This window comes from Nocardia sp. NPDC006044, from assembly GCF_042871115.1.
In the GTDB taxonomy this organism is placed as follows: domain Bacteria; phylum Actinomycetota; class Actinomycetes; order Mycobacteriales; family Mycobacteriaceae; genus Nocardia.
The window spans coordinates 495,575-519,869 of the sequence record NZ_JBIAID010000004.1 but is presented as its reverse complement, the minus strand read 5'-3'; the positions used below and the strand labels follow the sequence as shown (position 1 = coordinate 519,869).

20 protein-coding genes are annotated in these 24,295 nt (G+C 67.2%); 9 read left to right on the top strand and 11 right to left on the bottom strand.

Features of this window, described 5'->3' with window-relative positions; genetic code table 11:
• The 11 genes from ACFYO1_RS33585 to ACFYO1_RS33535 all read right to left on the bottom strand — a co-directional run bounded on the left by ACFYO1_RS33585 (position 1) and on the right by ACFYO1_RS33535 (position 11,206).
• Positions 1-1,833: an amino acid adenylation domain-containing protein gene (locus ACFYO1_RS33585; protein WP_387240058.1), complete on the bottom strand. Its 1,833-nt coding sequence runs from the start codon at positions 1,831-1,833 to the stop codon at positions 1-3.
• Entirely contained in the window at positions 1,830-2,720 is an 891-nt protein-coding gene (locus ACFYO1_RS33580; RefSeq protein ID WP_387240055.1) for an alpha/beta hydrolase, read from the bottom strand. The genes ACFYO1_RS33585 and ACFYO1_RS33580 overlap by 4 nt, the downstream gene beginning before the upstream one ends.
• On the bottom strand, positions 2,713-3,777 hold the full coding sequence (locus ACFYO1_RS33575; protein ID WP_387240052.1) for a methyltransferase: 1,065 nt from the start codon (positions 3,775-3,777) through the stop codon (positions 2,713-2,715). The genes ACFYO1_RS33580 and ACFYO1_RS33575 overlap by 8 nt, the downstream gene beginning before the upstream one ends.
• A 49-nt stretch (positions 3,778-3,826) precedes the next feature.
• Positions 3,827-4,627, bottom strand: coding sequence for a tryptophan 2,3-dioxygenase (locus ACFYO1_RS33570; protein ID WP_387240049.1), 801 nt, complete (start codon positions 4,625-4,627; stop codon positions 3,827-3,829).
• Positions 4,624-5,853, bottom strand: a complete 1,230-nt coding sequence (locus tag ACFYO1_RS33565; RefSeq protein WP_387240046.1) for an aminotransferase class V-fold PLP-dependent enzyme — start codon at positions 5,851-5,853, stop codon at positions 4,624-4,626. The genes ACFYO1_RS33570 and ACFYO1_RS33565 overlap by 4 nt, the downstream gene beginning before the upstream one ends.
• Positions 5,850-6,683: a phenazine biosynthesis protein PhzF gene (locus ACFYO1_RS33560; protein WP_387240043.1), complete on the bottom strand. Its 834-nt coding sequence runs from the start codon at positions 6,681-6,683 to the stop codon at positions 5,850-5,852. The genes ACFYO1_RS33565 and ACFYO1_RS33560 overlap by 4 nt, the downstream gene beginning before the upstream one ends.
• Positions 6,683-7,567: an LLM class flavin-dependent oxidoreductase gene (locus tag ACFYO1_RS33555; RefSeq protein ID WP_387240040.1), complete on the bottom strand. Its 885-nt coding sequence runs from the start codon at positions 7,565-7,567 to the stop codon at positions 6,683-6,685. Before ACFYO1_RS33555 ends, ACFYO1_RS33560 begins: the two co-directional genes overlap by 1 nt.
• Positions 7,564-8,469, bottom strand: a complete 906-nt coding sequence (locus ACFYO1_RS33550) for an L-tyrosine 3-hydroxylase (RefSeq protein WP_387240037.1) — start codon at positions 8,467-8,469, stop codon at positions 7,564-7,566. Before ACFYO1_RS33550 ends, ACFYO1_RS33555 begins: the two co-directional genes overlap by 4 nt.
• The gene (locus ACFYO1_RS33545) at positions 8,466-8,966 is read right to left on the bottom strand and encodes a VOC family protein (protein ID WP_387240034.1); all 501 of its coding nucleotides are present in this window, start codon (positions 8,964-8,966) and stop codon (positions 8,466-8,468) included. The genes ACFYO1_RS33550 and ACFYO1_RS33545 overlap by 4 nt, the downstream gene beginning before the upstream one ends.
• Positions 8,967-9,257: 291 nt before the next feature.
• Positions 9,258-10,445 carry an MFS transporter gene (locus ACFYO1_RS33540; protein WP_387240031.1) on the bottom strand — a complete coding sequence of 396 codons (1,188 nt, stop codon included), beginning with the start codon at positions 10,443-10,445 and terminating at the stop codon, positions 9,258-9,260.
• Between the two features lie 8 nt (positions 10,446-10,453).
• The gene (locus ACFYO1_RS33535) at positions 10,454-11,206 is read right to left on the bottom strand and encodes a VOC family protein (RefSeq protein WP_387240028.1); all 753 of its coding nucleotides are present in this window, start codon (positions 11,204-11,206) and stop codon (positions 10,454-10,456) included.
• A gap of 102 nt (positions 11,207-11,308) precedes the next feature.
• On the opposite strand from ACFYO1_RS33535, the gene ACFYO1_RS33530 reads away from it, so the two are divergent.
• The 9 genes from ACFYO1_RS33530 (at position 11,309) to ACFYO1_RS33490 (ending at position 24,292) form a co-directional block, all read left to right on the top strand.
• A complete protein-coding gene (locus tag ACFYO1_RS33530) occupies positions 11,309-11,788 on the top strand; it encodes a MarR family winged helix-turn-helix transcriptional regulator (RefSeq protein ID WP_387240025.1) in 480 nt (159 codons plus the stop codon).
• 158 nt (positions 11,789-11,946) lie between these two features.
• Positions 11,947-13,410 (top strand): FAD-binding protein, encoded by a 1,464-nt coding sequence (locus ACFYO1_RS33525; RefSeq protein WP_387240022.1) that lies wholly within the window; start codon positions 11,947-11,949, stop codon positions 13,408-13,410.
• 11 nt (positions 13,411-13,421) lie between these two features.
• Positions 13,422-15,221, top strand: a complete 1,800-nt coding sequence (locus tag ACFYO1_RS33520; protein ID WP_387240020.1) for a gamma-glutamyltransferase family protein — start codon at positions 13,422-13,424, stop codon at positions 15,219-15,221.
• Between the two features lie 33 nt (positions 15,222-15,254).
• Entirely contained in the window at positions 15,255-16,316 is a 1,062-nt protein-coding gene (locus tag ACFYO1_RS33515; protein ID WP_387240017.1) for a methyltransferase domain-containing protein, read from the top strand.
• A complete protein-coding gene (locus ACFYO1_RS33510; RefSeq protein ID WP_387240015.1) occupies positions 16,313-17,506 on the top strand; it encodes a cytochrome P450 in 1,194 nt (397 codons plus the stop codon). The genes ACFYO1_RS33515 and ACFYO1_RS33510 overlap by 4 nt, the downstream gene beginning before the upstream one ends.
• Positions 17,507-17,517: 11 nt before the next feature.
• Positions 17,518-18,573, top strand: a complete 1,056-nt coding sequence (locus tag ACFYO1_RS33505) for a zinc-dependent alcohol dehydrogenase family protein (protein ID WP_387240012.1) — start codon at positions 17,518-17,520, stop codon at positions 18,571-18,573.
• A gap of 18 nt (positions 18,574-18,591) precedes the next feature.
• A complete protein-coding gene (locus ACFYO1_RS33500; RefSeq protein WP_387240009.1) occupies positions 18,592-20,073 on the top strand; it encodes an aldehyde dehydrogenase family protein in 1,482 nt (493 codons plus the stop codon).
• Between the two features lie 26 nt (positions 20,074-20,099).
• Positions 20,100-21,956 (top strand): asparagine synthase (glutamine-hydrolyzing), encoded by a 1,857-nt coding sequence (gene asnB / locus ACFYO1_RS33495; RefSeq protein ID WP_387240006.1) that lies wholly within the window; start codon positions 20,100-20,102, stop codon positions 21,954-21,956.
• Positions 21,920-24,292: an ATP-binding cassette domain-containing protein gene (locus tag ACFYO1_RS33490; RefSeq protein ID WP_387240003.1), complete on the top strand. Its 2,373-nt coding sequence runs from the start codon at positions 21,920-21,922 to the stop codon at positions 24,290-24,292. Before asnB ends, ACFYO1_RS33490 begins: the two co-directional genes overlap by 37 nt.
• Positions 24,293-24,295 lie beyond the last annotated feature (3 nt).

Below are 24,295 nucleotides of genomic sequence, written 5' to 3'. Positions count from 1 at the left end.
TCAGCCTCGCGCACGCTTGGTGCGGATCAGGTCGGCGACACCGCGCACGGTGCCCGCACCGACAATCTCGTCGGGGGCCAGTTCGACACCCGCCACGTCCTCGAGCCGGGCGCCGAGGTCGATCAATTGCAGTGAGGTGACACCGCTTTCGATCAGCCCGGCATCCAGGTCGAGCTCGCCGGCCTTGGTGATGTCGGCGAGCGACGAGCGGACGACCGCGGCGATCCGGTCCTCGGGCCCGGGCCGCACGGGGGCACTCGGGTCCACGCCCGCCGGGGCCTCGTCGGCGCTGTGTTCCGCGAGCCGTGAACCGAGTTCCTTGCGGTCGATCTTGCCGTTGGCGTTGCGCGGAAACGCGTCGACGACCAAGACCATCGACGGAACCATGTAGTCGGGCAGGCGATTTCGCAGATACTCGGTCAGATCGCGGTCCGCGAGTTCGTGTCCGGTCGCCGGCACGCACCACAGCGCGAGCTGATCCGCCGCGCCGCCGCTCGGCACGGCCTGCGCCACCGCCTGCTGGACGCCGGGGAACGCCTCGGCGGTCACCTCGACATGCCTTGGCTCTACTCGGAATCCGCGTACCTTGACCATCTGGTCGGTGCGGCCGGCCAGCACGATCTCTCCGTCGGTGGTCAGCTTGGCCAGATCGCCGGTGCGCAGCAGCCGCTGCCCGTCGTGCCGGACGAACTTGCGCTCGGTCTGCTCGGGATCGCCCAGATATCCCAGCGCCACACCGTCACCGGCGATGCACAGCTCGCCGATCCGGTCGGGCCCGCACGGCGCCAGACGTTCGTCGCGCACCGACATCTCGACGGTCGGCATCGGCCTGCCGACCGGAATCTCGGCGTCGGACAGATCCGCCCGGGTGATCTTGTGCACCGCGGTCAACGCCGAGTTCTCCGTGCAGCCGAACGCGTTGAACACGTCACCGTCGATCACCGCCAGCGCACGCTCTAGGTGCGACGCGGACGGGAAGTCACCGCTGACGATCACCGTCCGGACCTGCGTGAGCTGCTCGGCGTGGTGCTCGACCAGCAGATTGAACAGTCCGACGGACAGGTTCAGCACGGTGATCCGCTCGCGCGCGATCACCCTCGCCAACTCACCGAGCGGCGGCATCTCCTGTGGCGCGATGGTCAGCCGGCCGCCGCGCAGCAGGCAGGTCCAGATGTCGGTGGTCGACGCGGCGAACGCGGGCTGCGCGAGTTGCAGGAACCGATCGTCGGGTCCCGGCGTGAATCCGACGAGATGCTGGGAGACCCGGGCGATTCCGCGATGCGCGATCACGACGCCCTTGGGCACGCCGGTCGAACCGGACGTGAACAGGATGAACGCCGGCGCCGCCGCGGTGACCGCGGACGGCCCGGATTCGGTGGACAACGACGCCGCGGCCGCCAGCAGATCGCGGACCGGCAGGCATGTCTGCGCCGGAAATCCTTCTGCCGCAGCGTCGTCCGTCACGGTGAGGGCCGGCTCGGCGACCTCATACATCCGCGACTTGTGCTCCGCCGGGTGGGCCGGATTGAACGGCACCACCACGAGCCCGGCCTTGAGAATGCCGAGGAACACCTGATAGGTGGCGAGGCTGCGCTCCAGATGCACCCCGACCCGCGCCCCCGGCGTCAATCCACGATCACGCAACGCCCGCGCGATCTGGCTGCCGAGGTTGTCCAGTTCGGCATAGGTCAGCGTGGTCTCGCCGTCGGAAATCGCCTCCCGGTCGGCATATTCGCGCGCCGTGCGCACGAAGGCGTCGACGATGGTCTCGGTGGTCGCGCCCTCGGCCGAGCCCGTGCTGACGGACTCCGGGGCGGTCAGTGTGGGTTTCATCGCGCTGATGTCACCGTTCCTTCCGGTGTCGATGCGCCTCGGCGGCGCGGCGCCAGGCCGAGGTGCCGCAGGCTGGTCCGGCCGAACGGGGTCGCCGGGTCGGCCAGATCGAGCGGCAGGTCGAAGTGGTCCCGTTCGGGCACGATCTGCGCGCTCACCGGGACCGACTGTGCGGCAAGATGTTCCGCGTACGCCGCGTGCTGGTGCAGATACGTCCGGGTCTCGTGTCGCCCGGCGGCGAGTAGGACCGAATCGCAGCGCGGTGCGGGCATCCGCAGCGGGCTGCATCGGTCGGCGAGTTCGGGGGTCAGCCGCACGGCGTCGTTGACGTAGGTGCCGGGGATCTCGGTGAGGTCGTACAGCCCGCTCAGCAGGCACGCGCTGCGCACCCGTGGCGCATCGTCACCGGTGAGCGCCGCGGCGAGCAGATGCGCGCCCGCGCTGCTACCGGCCACGTGCAGCTGTTCCGGATCGATCCCGAGCATCGGCCCGGTGGTGACCAGCCAGTCGAGCGCCCGGGCCACCGAGCCGATCATGCCGGGCACCGTACGATCCGGCGCGAGCCCGTAACCCACGGCGACATAGGCACATCCGTGCGCCACCGCGTGCGCGGCGGCGAAGCAGGCGTCGTCGATGCCGGACTCCTGCCAGTGTCCGCCGTGCACGAACACCAGCGCCGGCGTCTCCGGTCCCCGAGTGCCTTTCGGCACAGCCGGAAACACATGACAGCGCTCGCCGTGCCCCTCGCCGTACGGCACGGCGATGTGCACGTCCAGCTCGGACCGGGCGGCGTCGCTGAGGCTCCGGTACCGCCGCAGCGAGGCGGTCATGTGCCGCGCGACCGAACTCGGCGAGTACTCGCGGTCGAGCAAGGTCGGCTCACTCATCGGACTTGCGCCCTTCGATGACTCCGTGCGGCGTCCAGCCCTCGTTGCGAATCCGCTTGATGTCACCGAATCCCGAAGCGACGAGCCACTCTTCGTGCTCCCGCCACGGGTAGATGGTCGATTCCTCGGACGGCAGGGTGGCGAAGTAGACGTTGTCCAGCGCGGTGTAAAGCGGGCCGCGCCCGTCGTCGTCGGCGAACGCGTTGAACACGATCACCCGGCCGCCCGGCGGCAGCGCCGCGTACGCCCGCTCGAGCAGCGCCCGGTTCTGCTCCGGCGACCAGATCACGAACTGATGCGCGAACAGCGCGGCGTCATATCCGCGCGGCAGCGGGTCGCCGAACATATCGCCGGCCACGACGTCGATCCGGTCACCGAGCCCGGCGGCCGCGATATTGTCTCCGGCCACCTCGACCGCGCCCGCCAGATCGAACACGGTGATCTTCAGGTGCGGGTGTGCCTGGGCGAGCGCGATCGCATTCACCGCGTCGCCGCCGCCGACATCCAGAATCTTGGTCACGGTGCTGTAGTCGACCTGATGCAGCAGTACTGGATTGGACAGCTCGGACCAGGAATGCATGCCGCGGAAGAACAGCGCCTCCAATTCCGGCGTCTGCTCGAGCCGGGTGTACAGGTCGTTGCCCTTGCCCGGCAGGTGCTTGAGGCCCAGGTTCTTGCCGGTCCGCAGCGATTCGGCGTATTCCTTGGCGGGCAGGTAGGTCAGCCGCTGCTGGAAGTCGATGATGTTGCGGATGAGCGGCCAGGTGCCGTCGGCCATCGCGTCGTGCAGCATCGCGCTCAGCGTGTACGCGTCGCCCTCGCGGTCGGTGAGACCGAGCGAGGTGGTGCCGAGCAGCAGCTGACGCGCGGATTTGGCGGGCAGGCCCAGCCCCTCGGCGGCCTGGTCGCTGGTGGACGGGCCGTTCAGGTCGAGGTATTCGAACAGTTGCAATTCCGAGGCCGCGCGCAGCTGCTGAAAAGCAGCGAACCCGAACAACACCGGGACGAGCGAGGTGAGGTCGACCGGTTTCGTCAGCTCGGTCTTCAGTTCCGTCATCGTGATCGTGTTCCTCCAGCAGTCGGGGTATTTATCTGAGGTCTGTGCTCTAGAGCCGGGTGCGGAATGTCCACAGTTCCGGGAAGAAGCGGTGTTCGTTGATGGCGCGCAGCCACGGCGCTCCGTCGGTGCCCGCCGTCCCGCTCTTGCCGCCGAGCATCCGCTCGACCACGAGCAGGTGGGTGGCCCGCCAGTGCGAGAACTGATAGGCCACCTCCAGCAGGGCCTCCGCCAGCCGGTGCGCGTCGGGATGCCGGTCGGGGTGCCGGTAGATCTCCAGCCACACGTCCTCGACGAGCGGATGCGCCTCGTGCTGTTGTGCCGACGGCTTTTCCAGGCACGCGGCGGGAACCGAAAATCCCTGCCGGGCAAGATGTTGCAGCACCACGTCGTACAGCGAGGGCTCCAGCAGTTCGGCCCGCAGCATCGCGTGCCCGTCCCGGAACGCCGCCTCCACCTGCCGCTGCGGCCGATTGCCCATCACGAACTCCAGGGCCCGGTAGGCGAAGGACTGGGTGCCGGAGGCGTCGTTGAGCACCTCCCGGAAGGCCACGAATTCATCGACCGACATCCCGTTCATCGACTCCCAGCAGGCCACGAGCACCCGCTGCGTGCGGGTCGCGCGGGCCAGCGCCAGGCAGGTGCCGGCGACGTCGTCGCGGTCCAGCGCGCGGCGGGCGGTGGCCAGATCGTCGATCACCGCGCGGAACAGCAGCTCCTTCACGTGACTGATCAGGATGAAGTTCAGCTCGCCGCGGGCTTCGCTGCGTGGGACCTGCAGCGCATGCAGTTCGTCCATGTGCGCGTAGGTGACGTACTCGGGCGCAACATATTCGGGGGCGCGGGTCATGACTGCGCCGCCACGACGTGGCACAGTGCGTCGGCCGCCTGCGACACCTGTTCGTGCGTCACGTACAACGGCGCGAAGGCGAAGCGGATCAGGTCCGGCGGGCGGGCGTCGACCAGCACGCCGCTGTCCGCGAGTGCGCCTTCGACCTTGTCCGCCTGCGGAATTCGCAACGCGAGGTGACCGCCGCGCCGGTCCGCATCGCGCGGGGAGACCAGCCGATCCAGCAGATCGGGACGGCCGCTACCGACGCACTCGAGGAAGAACTCGCCGAGATCCCTGGCCCGCCGGTGCAATTCGTGAATGCCGACCTCGATCAACGGGGCGAGGGCATGATTCAAGCCGACCAGGCTCAGCAGCGGCGGCGTGCCGGTGCGGGCGCGATCGATGTCGTCGGCCGGAATGAACGTCCGCGCCATCGCGAACGGCTTGGCGTGCCCGTGCCAGCCGGCCAGTGGAAAGTCCACGCTCGATTGAAGTCTGGTGGGAACGTAGGTGAAGGCCGGTGCGCCCGGGCCGCCGCCGAGGTATTTGTAGCCGCAGCCGACGGCCAGGTCGACCGCGTTCGCATCGAGGTCCACCGGCAGCACGCCGGTGGCATGGCTGAGATCCCACACCGATATGGCGCCAACGGCGTGACACAGCGCGGTGATCGGACGGATTTCCCGCCGCTCTCCCGTGCGGAAGTCCACCGGGGCGGCGAGCGCCGCAGCGACCTGAGTTCCGTTGTCCCGCAGGTATTCCTCGAAGCCGCCACGCGACTCGACCACGAGCTCGCGGTCCAGCAGCCGGGCCACCGAGTTCGCGATGTACAGGTCGGTCGGGAACGACTCGGCCTCGATCAGCAGCACCGGACGGTCCGGGCGCAGCCGACCGGCGGCGGTCAGCGCGTTGAACAAGGTCGTGGAGGTGGTTTCGCCGGCTACCAGCACCTGCCCCGGCCCGGCGCCGAGCAGTGTGCCCAGCTTGTCGCCGACCGTGCGCGGCAGATCGAGCCAGCCGTCCTGGAACCAGGCCTGCACCTGGCGCGGCGCCCACTGGCCGGACACGACGCGGTCGAGTTCGGCGGCCAGGTTGCCGCGGGGCGGGCCGAGGGAGTTCCCGTTGAGGTGGATGGCGCCCGCGGTGGCGAACTGGCGCGCGTACTGGGCCAGCGGATCGAGATCGTCCCGGCGCCTGGCCTCGTCGAGGGCAGGCATGGTAGCTCCGGATTCGGACCGAATGCTCATCCCTCACTCGCTTTCTGCTCGTCGTCGATCGCGGGAACCCACACCCGGCCGGTGATCCGCACGCTCGCCGTGTCGCCGCGGCTCGCGCCGGTGCAGCCGAAGACGGACTCGCGTCCGTCGCCCGTCACCTGGCGAACCGTCACCGGCGACCGGCCGTCGGCGGTCAAACCGAGCCCGGTGAGCCCGAGCGCGGCGGCCGCGGGCAGGCAACCCGCGTCCTCCGGGATGCCGAACCCGGGGGCGAACACACGGGCGAGCACCTCCTGGCGAGCCGAATCCCAGCGATACGCGGTGAGATCGGTGAGACCGGCCTGCCGCATCCGGTCGAGATCCGGCACCGGCAGGGAACGTGGGTCCTCGGTGACCCGGACGAAGTTGAAGGCCCGCCCGATGCCACCGGCGTGCGAGCTGCCCGTATGCCAGCCGAACAACCCCGGATCGCACGGAATCTCTTCGTGCACAACGGGTCCGTCGAACGGCACCCGCACGTCGCTGCCGTCGGTCCACAGCCACTGGCAGCCGACCTCGGCCGTGCGGCCGACGTCGCCCGGCGCCAGCCGGCCGGTGCCGACCAGACAGGCGGCCACCCCGGCCAGCGAATGCGTGCCGAACGGCGTCTCGCCGTCGGCGTTGAAGATCCGCGAGCCGAACGTCCGCTGCGCGGGCGAGCATTCGCTCACCAGTGCGCTCTCGTCCGAATTCCCTTGGCGCGCATACTCGGCGGCCTCCGCCACCACGCGGTCGTCGCACCGGCCCGCGGGGATCAGCACGTCCAAGGTGCTCCCCCGGCCGGGCGCCGCGCCGAACATGTCCACGCGTAGTACTCGCATCACTCGCCTCCCAAATGCTTCTCGGCGAAATCGACCACGACCTGTTCGTCGCCCTGATACGGCTGATCCCGGCGCGGCCAGTGCACGACGAGGTCGGTGATGCCCGCCTGCTCGAGCTGGCCGGCGGCGTCCTCGTAGGCGGCCAGCGAGCCGGTGATCCCGCCCACCGCCGCGTCGGCGACGAACAGCTTGCCCAGGGTGGCCGGGTCCCGGCCCACCCGCTCGCACGCGGCGTCGATGCCGCGCACCTGGTCTCGCAGCATGGGCACGACCTCGCGCAGCGGCCGCATGCGGAAGTCGTTGGGCGGTCCGGACGTAACCCAGTACCGCGCGAACCTGGCGGCCAGCGCCATGCCACGCGGGCCGGTCGCGGCCACGGCGAAGGGCAGGCGTGGCGCGTCGCCGGCACGCGGATAAAAGTCCACGCCCGCCGCGGTGTACCAGCGTGACACCTTTGTCACGGAGCCTCGGGTGAGCACGGTGTCGAGGAGTTCGACGAACGCCTCGAATCGATCGGCGCGCTCACGCGGGGCGAGGTCCGGCCCACCGAGGATGCTCACATCGAATCCCGGTGCGCCGGAACCGAGTCCGCAGATCAGCCGCCCGCTCGCGATATCGTCGACGGTGACGAGTTCCTTGGCGAGCGCGACCGGATTGCGGAAGTTGGGGGTGGCCACGAGCAGGCCGAGGCCGATGGAACCGGTGACGGTGGCCGCGGCCGTCAGCGTCGGAATCGAGCCGTACCACGGGCGATCCGCGAGCCAGCGCCACATCAGGTGGTCGTAGGTCCATGCGTGCTGGTAGCCGAGCTGTTCGGCGGCACGCCACCGGTCGGCGGCGATCTTCCACTCGTGCTCGGGCAGCAGGACGATGCCGTGCTTCATCGGCGCGCCTCCTCGAGTCGCATGTCCGATACCAGCCGGGCCGCCCGATCCAGCACGCGCAGGATGTCGGCGACCAGCGGTCGCATCGCCGCGTCGGACTCGTCGGTGACGACCGGGTGATGATGGCCGTCGACATGCGGATACAACCCGTTGTGCCGCAGGTCCGCGGTGAGGTCCGCGATCCGGGAATCGAGCTGGGCCACGAACTCGCCGTGGCTCACCGGACGCCGGACGGTCAGGAAGAAGTTGTCGTAGAGGTCCTCCTTCTCCCGGGAGACGCTCACGCCGGGTACGCCGGCGGATTTCTGCAACAGCGAATGACCGTCCGGCACAAGATGATCGGCGATGTGACTGTGCGTCGCCTCATTACGGGCGACGGCCGCGTCGAGCGCCGTGCACGCCGGATCCTCCTGCCACGGCAGCTTGCCGCGGAAGAGTCGGCGCACCGGTCGATAGTCCGGCGCCCAGGTGCCGCTGAACGCGGGGTGCTGCAACGCCATTCGCGCCCTGATGTCGGCGTGATAGTGCTCGCGCGGAACGGTGGACGAGTAGAGCAGCATCGCGCTGTACCCGTCGACGCAGGCGGACAGCAGGTCGAGTTCGCGCTCGCCCGGCTTGTCGGCATCGTCGCCGGAGTGCAGCCACACGACGTCACACATGGCTCGCCACAGCAGGAACGAGACCTGGTGCCCCGCTATCCAGCGGTACCAGAAGAGCCGTTCCGCCTCCACCGGCCGGGTGCCGAAGACCTGATAGTCCAGCATTTCTCGATCGACGGCCGCGATATCGCCGCCGCCGTCCGAACCCTCGAAGCCGTCACCCAGCGGCGGCATGAACAACACATGCGGCTGCAATGCGGGCAGCCTGCGCCCGTTCGACTCATGTCCGTTACGACTGCTCACGACCCGGCTCCAGGAAAGTAGAGGAATTCCATTTCGAGGCCGTTCGGATCGACCACGTACAGGCTCTGCATGCCATCCGCGTCGGTCACGATGTCGGACGGCGCCTCGTCTCTGGCCCAGTGGAGGTCGGTCGATTCCCGCGCCTGCAGCCACCTCTCCCGAAGTGCGACAAGATCTTCCGGCCGGTCCACGGTGATACCGGCGTGTTGGAATTGGTAGCCGAGCGGGTCCGGGCCGTCCTGTGTGTGCTCGGCCCGGTCGAAGACGTGGAATCGCACGTCGCCCGTTTTCAGCTCGACCAGTTTCTCGATCCCCGGTAGTCGCTCGAGAGTGAGTGGCGAGAAGCTGTCCAGCTTCCATTCCACCGTGGCGCCGAGGAATTCCTGGTACCACCGGATCGTGGCGTCCACATCGTCGGTCTGAATGGCGAGGTGGTGAAATCTCGGCGCGATGTCAAGCCCGTACATCGGATGCCTTTCCGTCGCGAATGTGCTCATGGCGGGTCCCTCACCGCTACGGGAGGGAATGTCCCAGCACCTTCCATACTCGACGGAGAGCGAGGTCGGAGACAATCAAATGAGGTTCAAGAAACTCTTAAATCGGTGTCAGACAACAGTTGTCTACGCTTGCCGAAAACCTTTGACCACCTGGGGTTTAACGCGGTCGAAATCGGTTATTCCGGCGGGCACCGTGATTCGCGTTCCGCGGGGCGGCACGCATACCAGCGTGCCACCCAAACGGAACGATTCCTCCACAAATACAATACGCCGCAACTGTATTGGCGACGATTACGAGCTGCGCTCGACCGTCTCGGCATGGACCGCCACCGGTCCGCGCGCCTGATTGCGTTGCAGCAGATCAGGTATCAGCGTCAGCAGGCCGCACAGCGCCATCGCCGCGCCGATCCACAGGGGCGCCGCGAGACCGAGTCCGGCGCTGATCCCGATGCCGCCGAGCCATGGGCCGATCACGACACCGATGTTGATAGCCGACCCGTTGACCGTGTTGACCAGCGCACCCTCGTTGGACACCGACATCACCCTGGCCGCCATGGCCGGGTTGAGCGGCAGGCCGATCAGGCCGAGCAGCACGGTGGCGGCGATGGTCGGAGCCTGGTATTCGACGCACAGCGCGAAACCGGCGAGCACCAGCATCAACGCGATCAGGCCGGCGAACAGGATCGGCCGCGTATAGCGGTCCGCGAACCGGCCGACCACGGCGTTGCCCACCACGGTGGCGATCCCGTACACGGCGAACAGCACCGGCACCGTGGACGGTGCGAAGTGCGTGGCATCGGTGAAAATCGGTGACAGATAGGTGAATCCGGCGACGACCGAGCCGATGACCAGGGCATTGGTGGCATACGCGCCCCACAGCCGCAGGTTACGGAAGGCCTGGATCTCCGAGCCGAAGTCCAGGGTCTGAGTGTTGCCGCCGGCCGGAACCAGCGCCACGACCGCGGCGATGCAAACCAGCGCCAGCGCGTCGACCAGCCAGAAGCTGGCCCGCCAGCCGAAGTGCTGCTCGATGAAGGTGGCCAGCGGCAGACCGACGACCTGGGCGACCATCATGCCGCCATACAGCACCGACATGGCGCGTCCGCGCCGTTCGGCGCCGACGAGACGCACACAGACCGCGGCGCCCACCCCGAAGAACGCCGACGTGGCCAGCGCGGTCACCACCCGAGCGATCACCAGCACCCAATAGTCCTGGGCCAGAGCGCCGATCGTCTGCCCGGCCACGAAGACCACGAGCAGCCAGATCAGCGACCGCTTCTGCGGCACCTTCGACAGGCCGACGATCAGCACCGGCCCCCCGATGACCATGCCGAAGGCGAAGATCGAGACGAGGTAGCCGATGGCGGCGATGGAGACGCCGAGATCGCTCGACATGCCGGGAATCAGCCCGGCGACCATGATTTCGGTGGTGTTGAGGCAGAAAACACCCAGGCCCAACACGTATACGGCGAACGGCATGGCACCCCTCACGGCTGGGCGAACGCGGTCCACCGGTTGCCGGACGGGTCGGTGAACTGTCCGATGATCAGGCCGTTCGTATCGGAGAACGGGTCCATCAGGCGTTGTCCGCCTGCCTGTTCGACGCGCGCGAGCAGATCGGGGACGTCGGTGACCAGCAGTCCCGGTATCGCATAGTCGGCCGGATTCGGCAGGGCGGTCACGTCCATCGTCCCGCCGATCGGCTCCTTCGCGCCGCCGGCGTGCACGCTGTAATAGACCGCGCCTTCGGCGGCCTCGTCCCGCGCGTAGGTCCAGCCGAACGCGTGTGCGTAGAAATTCCGGGTGGCTTCGAAATCCGTTGTGCCGATTTCGAACCACGCCGTCGCGTTCGGCACCGGGCCCTGGCCGGGCTGCTCGCGCCCCGCGGGTTCGAACAATCCGATTCTGTTCCCCTGCACATCGGTGATCACCGCGTGCAGATCGCCCGCGGCGGTCCGGGCGGGATCTTCGAAAACCTTGGCGCCCAGCGTTTCCAGGCGCGGAATTGTCGCGGCTATGTCGTCGCATACGACGCTGATACACAGCGCGTCCTCGCCGCCGCGGCGCAATACACCCATGCTCGCCGACGCGCCGGGTGCGGTGATCGTGTAATAACCGGGGCCGAACGACGTGTATCGCCAGTCGAATATGTGCTGGTAGAACTGCTTGCTGAGGTCCGGATCGGTGGCGGTGATTTCGAACCACCCCACGGTCGTCGGGTGCGTACCCGAGGTGCTCATGACCACTCCTCCTGTATGACAGAGTACGAGTTGGTGCAGCGATTACCACCGTAGACTAGTTTCCAACGGGAAATCAATACGCGACCGGGTGAGGAGAGACCAGTGCCTGTCGACGAAAACGAGCACAGCCAGGTACTCGACTGGCAGGACGGGATCGAGAACGCGCTGGCCCACCTGACCTGCGTGCTGGTGGCGCGGCGCACCAGGACGACCCCCGAGCGGGTGACCTGGCAGCAGTACGACGTGCTCGAAATGCTGCGTCTACGTGGGCCGATGACGCCGTCGGCACTGAGCGACGCGCTGAGTGTCTCGCGCCCGACCATGTCCAAAGCCCTGCGCGTGCTGAAGGATCAGGACCTGGTGCGACAGGCGGCGCTCGGCACCGACCGGCGCGAACAGACCACCTCGCTGACCTCCATCGGACGCGAATTCCTCGACCGCGCAGCAGCATGCAGGCGGGACAACGCCGTGATCGCCGAATCCGTGCTCACCCCGGCCGAACAAGAAATCTTCGCCGAACTGTGCGGCAAAGTCGCCGAGGCGATCCACAGCTCCACACAATCCGCGTCGATTTCGCCGTAACCTGCGCTGCCATACAGCTTCAAGAGCATTTGACAGTAACTTGAAGATTCTCTGGATGTGCCGGGCATAGTCGCCCGGATATGTTCGATGCAGTGGAAATCGGCCGCAGCCGTCGTGCTTGCCATCGGCCGAAACCATTGCGTCGAAAGGAGTTTGCCGTGCCTGAATTCAGCGCCGGCACCATACAGTCCGCGATAGTCGGTTTCGATCCGCTCGAACGCACCTGGGTCACCGGCGACCACGCGGGCCTGTCGTTCGCTACCGCGCCCGCGCTGGAGGGCGAACTGCTCGTCGACGAGGAGTCGCGCGCCGCGGTCGCCACCGATCTGGGCAACATCACCCACCGCCGGCCCGCGGCGGTGTTGCGGCCGCGCTCGGCGCAGGACATCGCCGCGATGATCCGCTTCTGCCGCGCGCACGACGTCAGCGTGTCGACCCGAGGCGCGGCGCACACCACGCTCGGCCAGGGACTCACCGACGGCCTGGTGATCGAGAACAAGTACCTCAACCGCATTCATTCCATCGGTGCGGATGTCGCCGAGGTGGACGCCGGGATCCTCTGGAAGGACCTGATCAACGCCGCTTACGCGCAGACACCGAAGCTGACGCCGCCGGCCGTCACCGGCTACACCTCGCTGACCGTGGGCGGCACGCTCTCGGTGGGCGGACTCGGCGGGCTCGTCGGTGCGCTGAACACCGGACTGCACGTCGACCACGTGCGTGAACTCGAGGTCGTCACCGGAACCGGCGCGATCGAGCGTTGCTCGCCGCGGCACCAGCCGGATCTGTTCGAGGCGGTACTCGGCGGACTCGGCCAGTGCGGCGTCATCACCAAGGCGGTGCTCGATCTGGTCCCCGCGGCCGAGCGCGCCCGTTCCTACGTACTGGAGTACACCGACAACGCGAAGTTCTTCCGCGATGTGCGCACGCTCATCGAGCGACCGGCCATCGATCACGTCTATGCCGAGCTGTACTCGCCGGAGTCCGAGCCGACCCATCGGCTTTATGCGACAGTCCTTTACGATCCGGCCGCACCGCCGGACGATGCGGTCGCCACCGAGGGCCTGACCACCGAGGCCTCGATCGACGACACCACCTATCTGGACTACGCGTACAAGATCGACACCCTGGTCGACGGCATGCGCGCCGAGGTGGGCTGGGACCGGCTGGTCAAGCCGTGGTACGACGTGTGGCTGTCCGGCGCGGTGGTCGAGGAGTACGTCGCCGAGGTCCAGTCGCGGCTCAGCGCGCGCGACATCGGGCCGTTCGGGATAAGCCTGCTGTATCCGCAGCGGCGCTCGCACCTGACCCGGCCGCTGCCCCCGGTGCCCGAGGCGAACGGCTCCGAATGGGTGTTCGTTGTCGACATCAACACGGTGGCCGAGACGCCCGGCGTCGATCCGGCGTTCATCGAGGAAATGCTGGACCGCAACGATCGCCTGTTCGCCCACGCGCGGGCGCAGTACGGGGCCGTGCTCTATCCGATCGGCTCGCTGCGCTTCACCGCGCAGGACTGGCGGGCGCACTACGGCGACAAGTGGACGGCGTTGCGGGCGGCGAAGACTCGCTACGACCCCAGCGCCATTCTCGCGCCGGGTCTCAAGATCTTCCAAGACGACTAGGGAGTTTTCCCATGCCTCCATCCAAGCCCGAACTGACCGGGACCACCGGTGCAGTTTCCAGTACGCACTGGCTCGCCTCCGCCGCGGGCATGCGCATCCTGGCCAACGGCGGCAACGCCTTCGACGCCGCCGTCGCCGCCGGCTTCGTGCTCCAGGTGGTGGAACCGCACTTCAACGGCCTGGGCGGCGACCTGTCGGTCGTCGCGCATCGCGCGAACAGTGGTGTGGTGCAGCAGATTTGCGGCCAGGGTCCGATGCCACGGGCGATCAGCATCGATACCTTCGCCGAGCTCGGACTGAGCGGCATACCCGGATCCGGGCTGTTGCCGGCCTGCGTGCCCGGCGCCTTCGGTGGCTGGATGCGGATGCTCGCGGAGTTCGGCACCATGCATCTCGCCGATGTGCTGCAACCGGCGATCGGCTACGCGGACAACGGTTTTCCATTGCTGCCCGAGACCGCGCAGGCCATCCAGGTGCTCGCTCCGCTGTTCCGCGACGAGTGGACCGGCTCCGCTCAGACGTACCTGAAGGGCGGCGTCGCGCCGGCGGCGGGCAGCCGGTTCCGTAATCCGGCGCTCGCCAACACCTATCAGCGGCTGATCAAGGCGGCGGAGTCCGCGTCGGCCGATCGCGAGGCGCAGATCCAGGCCGCGCACGATGCCTACTACAAAGGCTTTGTGGCGGAGGAGATCTCGGAGTTCCTCGCGTCCGGTCCGATGCTGGATTCCACCGGCAGGCGGCACAGCGGACTGCTGACCGCCGACGATCTCGCCGGGTGGCAGGCCACCGTCGAGGCCGCGCCGAGCTACGACTACGGCTCCCATCAGGTGTTCAAACCGGGACCGTGGTCGCAGGGTCCGGTGTTCCTCCAGCAGATCGCCTTGCTCGAAGGATTCGATCTGGCGGCGATGGGCCAGGGCAGCGCCGACTATCTGCACACCGTCACGGAGTGCACGAAGCTCGCGATGGCCGATCGCGAAGCGTGGTACGGGGATCCGGCGTTCAGCGAGGTGCCCCTGGCCGGGCTGCTCGACGAGGAGTACAGCCGGGAACGGCGGGCCCTGGTCGGACCGCGGGCCGCGCTGGACCTGCGGCCGGGCGCCCCCGGCGGTCGTAGCTCGTTCATCCCCGAACGGTCGGTGCCGGACTACCCGGAGGCCGATTCCGAGTGGATGTCCCAGCTGCGCAATGGCTTACCGACGATCTTGCAGGAGACCACGACGAAGGGTGACACCGTCACCGTCACCGCGACCGACCGGCACGGCAACATGGTCGCCGCGACGCCGAGCGGCGGCTGGCTGAAGAGTTCGCCGGCCATCGCGAGCCTCGGCTTCCCGCTCGGTACCCGCGGCCAATGCGGCTATCTCATCCCCGATCACCCGAATTCGCTGGCGCCCGGCAAACGGCCGCGGACCACGCTCAGCCCGACGGTGGTGCTGCGCGACGGCCGCCCGTACGTCGCGTTCGGCACGCCGGGCGGCGACCGGCAGGACCAGTGGACGTTGCAGTTCTTCCTCAACGTCGTCGAGTTCGGCCTCGACTTCCAGACCGCCACCGAGACCACCGCCTTCCACACCGACCAGGTGCCCGCCTCGTTCACGCCGCACGCGCACCGGCCCGGTGTCCTGGTGGCCGAGCAGACCTGCGATCCGGCGGTCGTCCAGCAACTGGAACAGCGCGGCCACGAGGTGGAACTCGTCCTCGAGTACTCGCTGGGCCGGGTCTGCGCGACCGGGTTCACCGAGGACCACGAGTTCGTCCGGGCGGCCGCGAGCCCGCGCAAGCGGCACGCCTACGCCGTCGCCGAATAGCGCTGAGCGGCACCATCTTCGAAAGGAACAACGATGACGACCACCGAATATCGTCCGGAGATCATCGAACTCACCGACGAGCGGCAGCGCCGGGAATGGCAGGCGTTCACGCTCTCCGACCTGCCCGAGATGATCAGCGCGATGCACGTCTGCCACGCGGTGCGGGCGATCGCCGACACCCCGCTGCTGGAGCGGCTGAAGTCCGGACCGCGCAGCCCCGCCGGCGGGCTGCTGGCCGGGATCGATCCCGATATGGGTCCCGGTTTCCTGCGGTACCTGGTCAATCGGGGCATTCTCGAGACTCGGGGCGAGGAGTTCTTCCTGACCCGGCTCGGCGAGTTCCTCACCACCGACGTGTCGCTGGCCCGTCTCGGCGTCTATGTCGACGCGTACGGGATGGTCACCAGCCGGACCGGTGATCTGCTCACCGGCAAGGCGGTCTACGGCAAGGACGTGATCCGCGACGGCGGCAAGCTCGGCGCACACTGCGACACCCTGTTCTCCGCGTTCCACACCCCCACCCTGCTGACCGCGATGCGCGGCCGCGATGTCGAGCGGATACTCGACATCGGTTGCGGTGGTGGGTCATTGGTGGTGGACGCCTGCCTGCGCGATCCCTCGCTGACCGGCATCGGCCTGGATATCGATGCCGACGCCGTCGCGGTGGCCAACGAGCACGCCCGCACGTCCGGCGTCGCCGATCGGGTCCAATTCGTCGTCGGGGACGCGTTCGCGCCCAAGACCTGGCCGAAGGAATGCTTCGAGGCCGACGGGCTGTGCATGATGAGCGCGTTGCACGAGCATTTCCGGCACGGCGAGCAGGCCGTCATCGACCTGTTGAACGAGATCTCGGCGACGTTCCCCGCGTTGAAGATCCTGCTGGTCGGCGAGCCCGAAATCCGTTACGACAGCAGGGAAAACGACGACGACTTCTTCCTCATCCATGTGCTGACCGGTCAGGGACTGCCGCGCGATCGGGCCGCCTGGTTCGACGTGTTCGAGAAGTCCGAGCTGACCTGCCGCCGGATGTACACCCGGCCCGAGGCCGGGCCGCGGTTGTGCTTCTACGATCTGGCCGGAAAGGACCAGCCGTGACCACGACAGAGACCTCCGGCGCCGCGGTCGAGACCGATCTGGACCTGTTCTCGACCGAGGCCCTCCTCGATCCGGTCCCCTGCTATCAGACCCTGCGTGACCTCGGGCCGGTCGTCCGGATGACCGAACACGACCTCTACGGGCTGTTCCGGTACGACCAGGTGCGCGCCGCACTCGTGGACTGGGAGGGATTCAGTTCCGCCCAGGGCATCGCGATGAACCCGACGGCCAACGAACTGTCCGAGGGCTCGCTGCTGTCGATGGACCCGCCGCGGCATCGCGCCGTGCGCAAGGTGCTCGACGCCGCCCTGCGGCCCAAGTACGTGCGCCAGGTCGCGGGCAATATCGAGCAGCTCGCCGACGAACTGGTCGACGACCTGATGCGGCGCGAAATCTTCGACGGTGTCACCGATTTCGCGGCCAAGCTGCCGGTGGACATCGTGATGGACCTGATCGGCTTTCCGCGCGACGAACAGCGGGACAAGATACTGGTCTGGGCACTCGGCGCGTTCAACTATTTCGGGCCGCCCGGTGAGCGTCAGCTGTCGACCTTTCCGGATGTCGAGGCGCTGATGCAGTATCTCGTCACCGACGCGACGCCGGACAAGTTGTTGCCGGACAGCTTCGGCCATATCGTCTGGACGGCGGCCGATCGCGGCGAGATCACCGAGAACGAGGCCCTCATGACCATGAGCGCCTACGCCTGCGCCGGGCTGGACACCACCATCGCCGGCGTGGCCAGCACCCTGTGGCTGCTGGCCGAGAACCCGGACCAGTGGACGGCCGTTCGGGAGGATCCGAAGCTGATCCCCGGCGCGTTCCTGGAGGGTGTCCGGCTGGAGACGCCGATTCAGCACTTTTCCCGCGTCACCACCGAGGACCGCGAAATCGACGGCGTCACGATTCCCCAGGGCGCGCGGGTCTTGGTCTCCTACGGTGCGGCCAACCGCGACGAACGCCACTATCCCGACCCGGACAGCTTCCAGGCCGATCGCAACCCGGCGGACACGGTCGGCTTCGGCTTCGGCGTACACAACTGTCCCGGAAGAACTCTCGCCTCGATGGAGGCGAACGCGTTGTTCGCCGCGCTCGCCAAGCGAGCGGCCACGCTGGAACTCACCGGTGACCCCATCCGGGAACCGAACAACATCACCCGGGGACTGCAAACCCTCCCCATGCGCATCTCCTGAAAGGGGCGACCATGCGAGCGGCACAGATCGTCGAATACGGCGCCCCACTCGAGCTACGCGAAATTCCCGATCCCACACCGGAACCCGACGGCGTCGTGCTCGAGGTCCTCGCCACCGGCATCTGCCGCAGCGACTGGCATGCCTGGATGGGCGACTGGGGATGGATGGGCGGACAGGTCGCGTTGCCGCGCACACTGGGGCACGAGATCGTCGGCACGGTAACCGCTGTCGGTCCCGAGGTGCGCACCGTGCGCATCGGCGACCGGGTCACCACACCGTTCCATCTGGCCTGCGGGACGTGCGCGTACTGCCGGTCGGGGCACGCCAACGTGTGCGACAACATGCAGGTGCTCGGGTTCTGGTGTGACGGCGGGTATGCCGAGTACGTCCGGATCGGCAACGCCGACTTCAACTGTGTCCGTGTGCCGGACGAGCTGACGCCGGTGGCGGCCAGCGCGATCGGGTGCCGGTTCATGACGGCGTTCCACGCGGTCACCGGGCAGGGACAGGTTCGCCCCGGTGAATGGGTGGCGGTGCACGGGGTCGGCGGGGTCGGGCTGGCCGCTGTGCAGATCGCCAGTGCCGCTGGAGCTTCCGTTGTCGCGGTGGATATCGACGCCGGCAAGCTCGCGCTGGCCAAGGAGCAGGGGGCGATGCACACCGTCGACGCGAGCGTGCAGCAGGATGTGCCTGCGGTGATCCAGGACGCCACCGGCGGGGGCGCGCACGTCTCGATCGATGCGCTGGGCACCCGGGCGACGGTGCTGAATTCCATACGCTCGCTGCGTAAACGCGGCAGGCACGTGCAGGTCGGGCTGACCAGTGCGGCGGATTCCGGAGAGATCGCGCTGCCGATGGATCTGCTCACCATCGGCGAACTGACCGTCGTCGGCTCGCACGGCAATCCGCATTCCAGCTATCCGGAGTTGCTCTCGCTGGTCACCTCCGGCCGGCTCACGCCGCAGACGCTGGTGCAGCGCACGGTTTCACTCGACCGGGCCGGGGAAGTCCTCTCCGCGATGTGCGATTTCACCACCACCGGCATCACCGTCATCGACCGCTTCTGACGCGGACCGGGAGGACTCGTGGATACCAGTAGCGTGGGCGTCGCCGCCCGCAACTTCCTGACCCGCCCGCATCTGCTCTACATCGACGGCACGTTCGTCGCCGCGGCGAGCGGCCGGACCTTCGGCACCGTCGATCCGTCCACCGGCGAGCACATTTCGGCGATCGCCCACGCGGGAGCCGATGATGTCGCGGCCGCGGTCACCGCCGCCCGTGCCGCGCTCGGCGGACCCTGGGGCCGGCTGTCGGCGGCGGATCGCGGGCGGCTCATCGCGCGGCTGGCCGACCTGATCGACAGCAATGGCGAGGAACTGGCCGAACTCGAGGCGCTGGACGCGGGCAAGCCGATCACGATGACGCGCGCGCTCGATGTTCCCGCCGCCGCAGCACAATTCCGCTACTTCAGCGGATGGCCGACTCGGATCGAAGGTGAGACGATACCCGTCGCGGTACCGAATACGTTGTGCTACACCAGGAAAGAACCGATCGGGGTGTGCGCGCAGATCATTCCGTGGAACTTCTCGCTGTTGATGACGGCGTGGAAGGTCGGTGCGGCACTGGCGGCCGGATGCACCGTGGTCCTCAAGCCCGCGGAGCAGACGCCCTTGACCGCGTTGCGGTTTGCCGAATTGGTCGACGAGGCAGGCCTTCCGGCGGGCACGGTCAACGTGTTGACCGGAGACGCGGAGACCGGTGCGGCGCTGGTGGATCATCCGGGCGTCGACAAGATCGTGTTCACCGGCTCTACCTCGGTCGGCCGGGAGATCGGCGCGAAAGCGGGAGCACAGCTCAAGCGGGTGACTTTGGAGCTCGGCGGGAAGAGCCCGAACATCATTCTCCCGGATGCGGACCTCGACGCCGCGATCGCCGGGAGCTACCAGGGGATCTTCTTCAATACCGGCCAGGCCTGCAATGCCGCGTCCCGGCTGTTCGTGCACGAGAGCGTGTTCGACGAGGTGATCGAGGGGCTGTCGGCGCCGGCGAAGAGTGCCCGGGTCGGGCCGGCGCTGGATCCGGCGACCGAATGCGGTCCGGTGGTATCGGCCGAGCAGTATCGGCGGGTGCGCGGCTACATCGAGGACGGGGTGGCGGCCGGCGCGACACTGCGGTCGGGAGATCTGCCCACCTCCGCTCCTGATGGCGGATTCTTCATTCGGCCAACGCTTTTCACCGATGTCACGCCGGACATGCGGATCTGCCGGGAGGAGATCTTCGGGCCGGTCCTGGTGGCATCTCCGTTCGACAGCATCGATGACGCCGTGCGCCTGGCCAACGACACCGAATACGGTCTGGCGGCCGGCGTGTGGACCCAAAACCTCGCCGACGCACACACTCTCGCGGCACGCCTGGATGCGGGCTCGGTCTACCTCAATACGTGGGCACCCGGCGATCCGGCGGCCCCGTTCGGCGGGGTCAAGGCGTCCGGGGTCGGCCGGGAAATGGGGCGGGCCGGGCTCGACGCGTATCTGGAACCGAAGACCGTCTGGGCGACGCTCGCGTGAGACGACGATAGCGAAAGGACAAGACGATGTGTGGAATCGTCGGCTGGGTAGATTTCGATCGTGATCTCACCTCCGAGCGCCGGGTTCTCCAGGAAATGGTCGACACCATGGCTTTCCGTGGTCCCGATGCCGAGGGAATGTGGCTTCATCCGCATTGCGCCCTAGGGCATCGGCGACTTTCGGTGATCGACCTCGAGGGCGGCAAGCAGCCGATGGTGACGCCGGAGACGCTGCCCGACGGGTCGCCGCTGGCGGCGATCAGTTACAGCGGCGAGGTGTACAACTTCACCGAGCTCCGGGACGAGCTCACCGCCGCGGGGCACCGCTTCTCGACCAGGAGTGATACCGAAGTCGTGCTGCGCGCCTATCTGGAGTGGGGCACGGAATTCGTGCGGCGGCTCAATGGCATGTTCGCGTTCGCGATCTGGGACAGCCGGGTCGAGGAATTGCTGCTGTACCGGGATCGGTTGGGCGTCAAGCCGCTGTTCTACTATCCGACCGCCGGTGGTGTGTTGTTCGGCTCCGAGCCGAAGGCGATTCTGGCCCATCCGGCGAGCCGGGCGGTGCTCACGCTCGACGGGCTGCGGGATGTGCTGTCGTTTGTCCGGGTTCCGGGGCAGACGCCGTTGCACGGAATGTACGAGGTTCGTCCCGGGCATGTTCTTCGGGTTCGCCAGGGTCGGCGGACCGAGGAGAAGTATTGGGAATTGGAGTCTCGACCGCACACCGACGATATCTCGGCGAGCGTCGCCAAGGTTCGAGAGTTGCTGGAAGACATCGTTGCCCGGCAATTGGTCGCCGATGTTCCGCTGTGCACGCTGCTGTCCGGCGGATTGGATTCCAGCGCGTTGACCGCCCTCGCGCAGCGCAGGCTCGACGGCGGTCAGCGCATCCGGAGCTTCTCCGTGGATTTCGAAGGGCAGGTGGAGAACTTCGCGCCGGAGCCGTTGCGGGAGGCGCCGGATCAGCCGTTCGCGCAGGAATTGGTGCGCCACGTCGGGACCGATCATCAGACCATCCTGTTGAACAACGCGGATCTGGTGTCGCCGGGCATCCGGTCCGCGGTGTCGCGGGCGTGGGACCTGCCCTTCGGGGACGGCGATCTCGGGCCGTCGCTCTATCTGCTGTTCCGTGCGGTGCGGGAGCAATCGACGGTCGCGCTTTCCGGTGAATCCGCGGATGAGGTCTTCGGCGGCTACCTCTGGTTCCATGACGAGAAGGCCGTGCAGGCCGATACTTTTCCGTGGCACGCGCTCGGCGAGCGGTCGATCACCGAGCAGTCGACGGCATTCCTGAATCCCGATCTGACGGCGGCACTGAACCTTCCGGAATACATCGCCGATCAGTACCGGACGGCGCTTCGGGAGGTTCCGCACCTGGCCGGTGAAAACGGGCACGACCGGCGCATGCGGATCGCGAGCTATCTGAATTTGACCCGGTGGTTGCCGGTGATGCTGGATCGTAAGGACCGGTTGAGTATGGCCACCGGGATCGAGGTCCGGGTTCCGTTCTGCGATCATCGACTGGTCGAGTATGTGTTCAACGCGCCGTGGTCGATCAAGACGTTCGACGGACGGGAGAAGAGCCTGTTGCGGGCGGCCACCGCGGATCTGCTGCCCGAATCGATTGTGCAGCGCCGCAAAGCGCCCTATCCGTCCACCCAGGATTCCGGGTATGACCGGGCGATCAAGCAGATTCTCGGAAAGATTGTCGCGGAACCCAGTTCGCCGGCGTTGCCGTTGTTCGATCTCGATGCGATCGATAGGCACCTGAACGCACCGGTGGCCGCCGCGTCATCGATGCAGGAACGCGGGCTGTACAACGAGACACCCATTCGCCTCGCCGAGTGGATCGACGCTTACGACGTGAGCGTCTTGGTATAATTTCCTTTTGGAAACTAGTTCGGGTCACGCTGAGGGGAGTGGATATGTCGGATCGAGTCGGTCGGCACGCGAACGACAGTATTACGCTGCAAGGCGTCCGCGAGAACAACCTGAAGAACGTGTCGCTGGAGATCCCCAAGGGGCGGCTGACCGTCTTCACGGGCGTATCCGGTTCCGGTAAGTCGTCGCTGGTGTTCGGCACGATCGCCGTCGAGTCGCAGCGACAGCTCAACGAGACCTTTCCCTGGTTCATTCGTAACCGGCTGCCGAAATACGAGCGGCCGCACGCCGAGGGCATGTCGCATCTGTCGACGGCCATCGTGGTCGATCAGCGGCAGATCGGCGGTAGTTCCCGGTCGACCGTCGGCACCATGACCGAGATCAATCCCATTCTGCGCGTGCTGTTCTCGCGGCACGGCAAGCCCAGCGCGGGCGAGTCGAGCATGTACTCGTTCAACGTTCCGCAAGGCATGTGCCCCGAATGCGAGGGACTCGGCCGCACCGCGCGGCTCGACCTCGATCTGCTCCTCGACAAGAAGAAATCGCTGAACGAGGGGGCGATCACGTCGCCGCTGTATGCGGTCGGCGGCTACCCGTGGACGATCTACGCCGAATCCGGACTGTTCGATCCGGACAAGCCGCTGGCGAAGTTCACGGCGGAGGAATGGGACAAGCTGCTGTACGGCGAGGGGTTCAAGGTCCGCCGCCCCGGCAAGGATGTGACGCACTCCAACGAGTACGAAGGGGTGGTCACCAAGTTCAATCGGCGCTATCTCAAGAACGGGCTCGACGCGCTGAAGGAGAAGGAGCGCAGGGACGTCGAGCAGGTCGTGCGGGTCAGCACCTGTGAGGTGTGTGGTGGCGGGCGGCTCAACAAGGCCGCGCTCGCCTCGAAGATCAACGGCAAGAACATCGCCGACTACGCCGCCCTGGAAGTCAGTGAACTGATCGCCGAATTGGCGCATATCGATGATCGGGTCGCCAAACCCGTTGTGGAGGCGGCGGTTACGGCGCTGACCCGGCTGGAGTCGATCGGGCTCGGATACCTCAGCCTCGGTCGCGAGACGTCCACGCTGTCCGGTGGCGAAGGCCAGCGGCTGAAGACGGTCCGGCATCTCGGCAGCAGTTTGAGCGATCTCACCTTCATCTTCGACGAGCCGAGCGTGGGGCTGCATCCGCGAGATGTGCACCGGCTCAACGACCTGCTCGCCGAATTGCGGGACAACGGCAACACCGTGCTCGTCGTGGAACACAATCCCGATGTCATGGCGGTTGCCGATCGGATCGTCGACATGGGGCCCGAAGCCGGTACGCACGGCGGCGAGATCGTGTTCGAAGGGACCTACCGGCAGCTGCTGAAGGCGAACACGCTCACCGGGCGAAGGCTGCGTGAGCACACCGGCCTGAAGGAGAAGGTGCGCGAATCGACCGGCGCACTGGACATTCGCAAGGCGACGTTGAACAACCTGCGCGATGTGTCCGTGCGCATTCCGACCGGAGTGCTCACCGCGGTGACCGGGGTCGCGGGTTCCGGTAAAAGTTCGCTCATCTCAGGCGCTTTCGCGGCTCAGCATCCGGATGCGGTGATGGTGGACCAGTCGGGCATCGGCATCTCGTCCCGATCGACGCCGGCGACCTACGTGGACATCATGGACACGGTTCGCGGCCTGTTCGCGAAGGCGAATGATGCCGAGCCCGGGTTGTTCAGCTTCAACTCCACCGGCGCCTGCCCGGCGTGCAAGGGGCGCGGGGTGATCGAGACCGACCTCGCCTATCTGGATCCGGTCACGGTGACCTGCGAGGTGTGTGAAGGCAGCCGGTATCGGCCCGAGGCGCTCGCGAAGACGTTGCGCGGCAAGAATATTGCCGAGGTGCTGGGGCTCACCGTCGAAGAAGCTCTGTCCTACTTCACCGAAGAGAAGGTGACCGGGAAGCTGGCGACGCTCAGTGAGGTCGGTCTGGCCTATCTGACGCTGGGGCAACCGTTGTCGACCCTGTCGGGTGGTGAGCGTCAACGCCTGAAACTCGCTCTGCGGCTCCAAGATACGGGCACCGTGTTCGTCTTCGACGAGCCGACCACCGGACTGCATATGGCCGATGTCGACCGCCTGCTCGGGTTGTTCGACCGGCTGGTCGACGACGGGAACACGGTCATCGTGGTCGAACACGACTTGGAGGTCGTCAAACACGCCGACTGGGTCATCGATCTCGGTCCCGACGCCGGGCGGCACGGTGGGCGAATCCTGTTCGAAGGCACGCCGGAACAGCTGGCCGCGGACAAGAAGTCCGTGACCGCGCAGTACCTGCGCGCCGATCTCGAACGAGCCGATCGCTGAGTT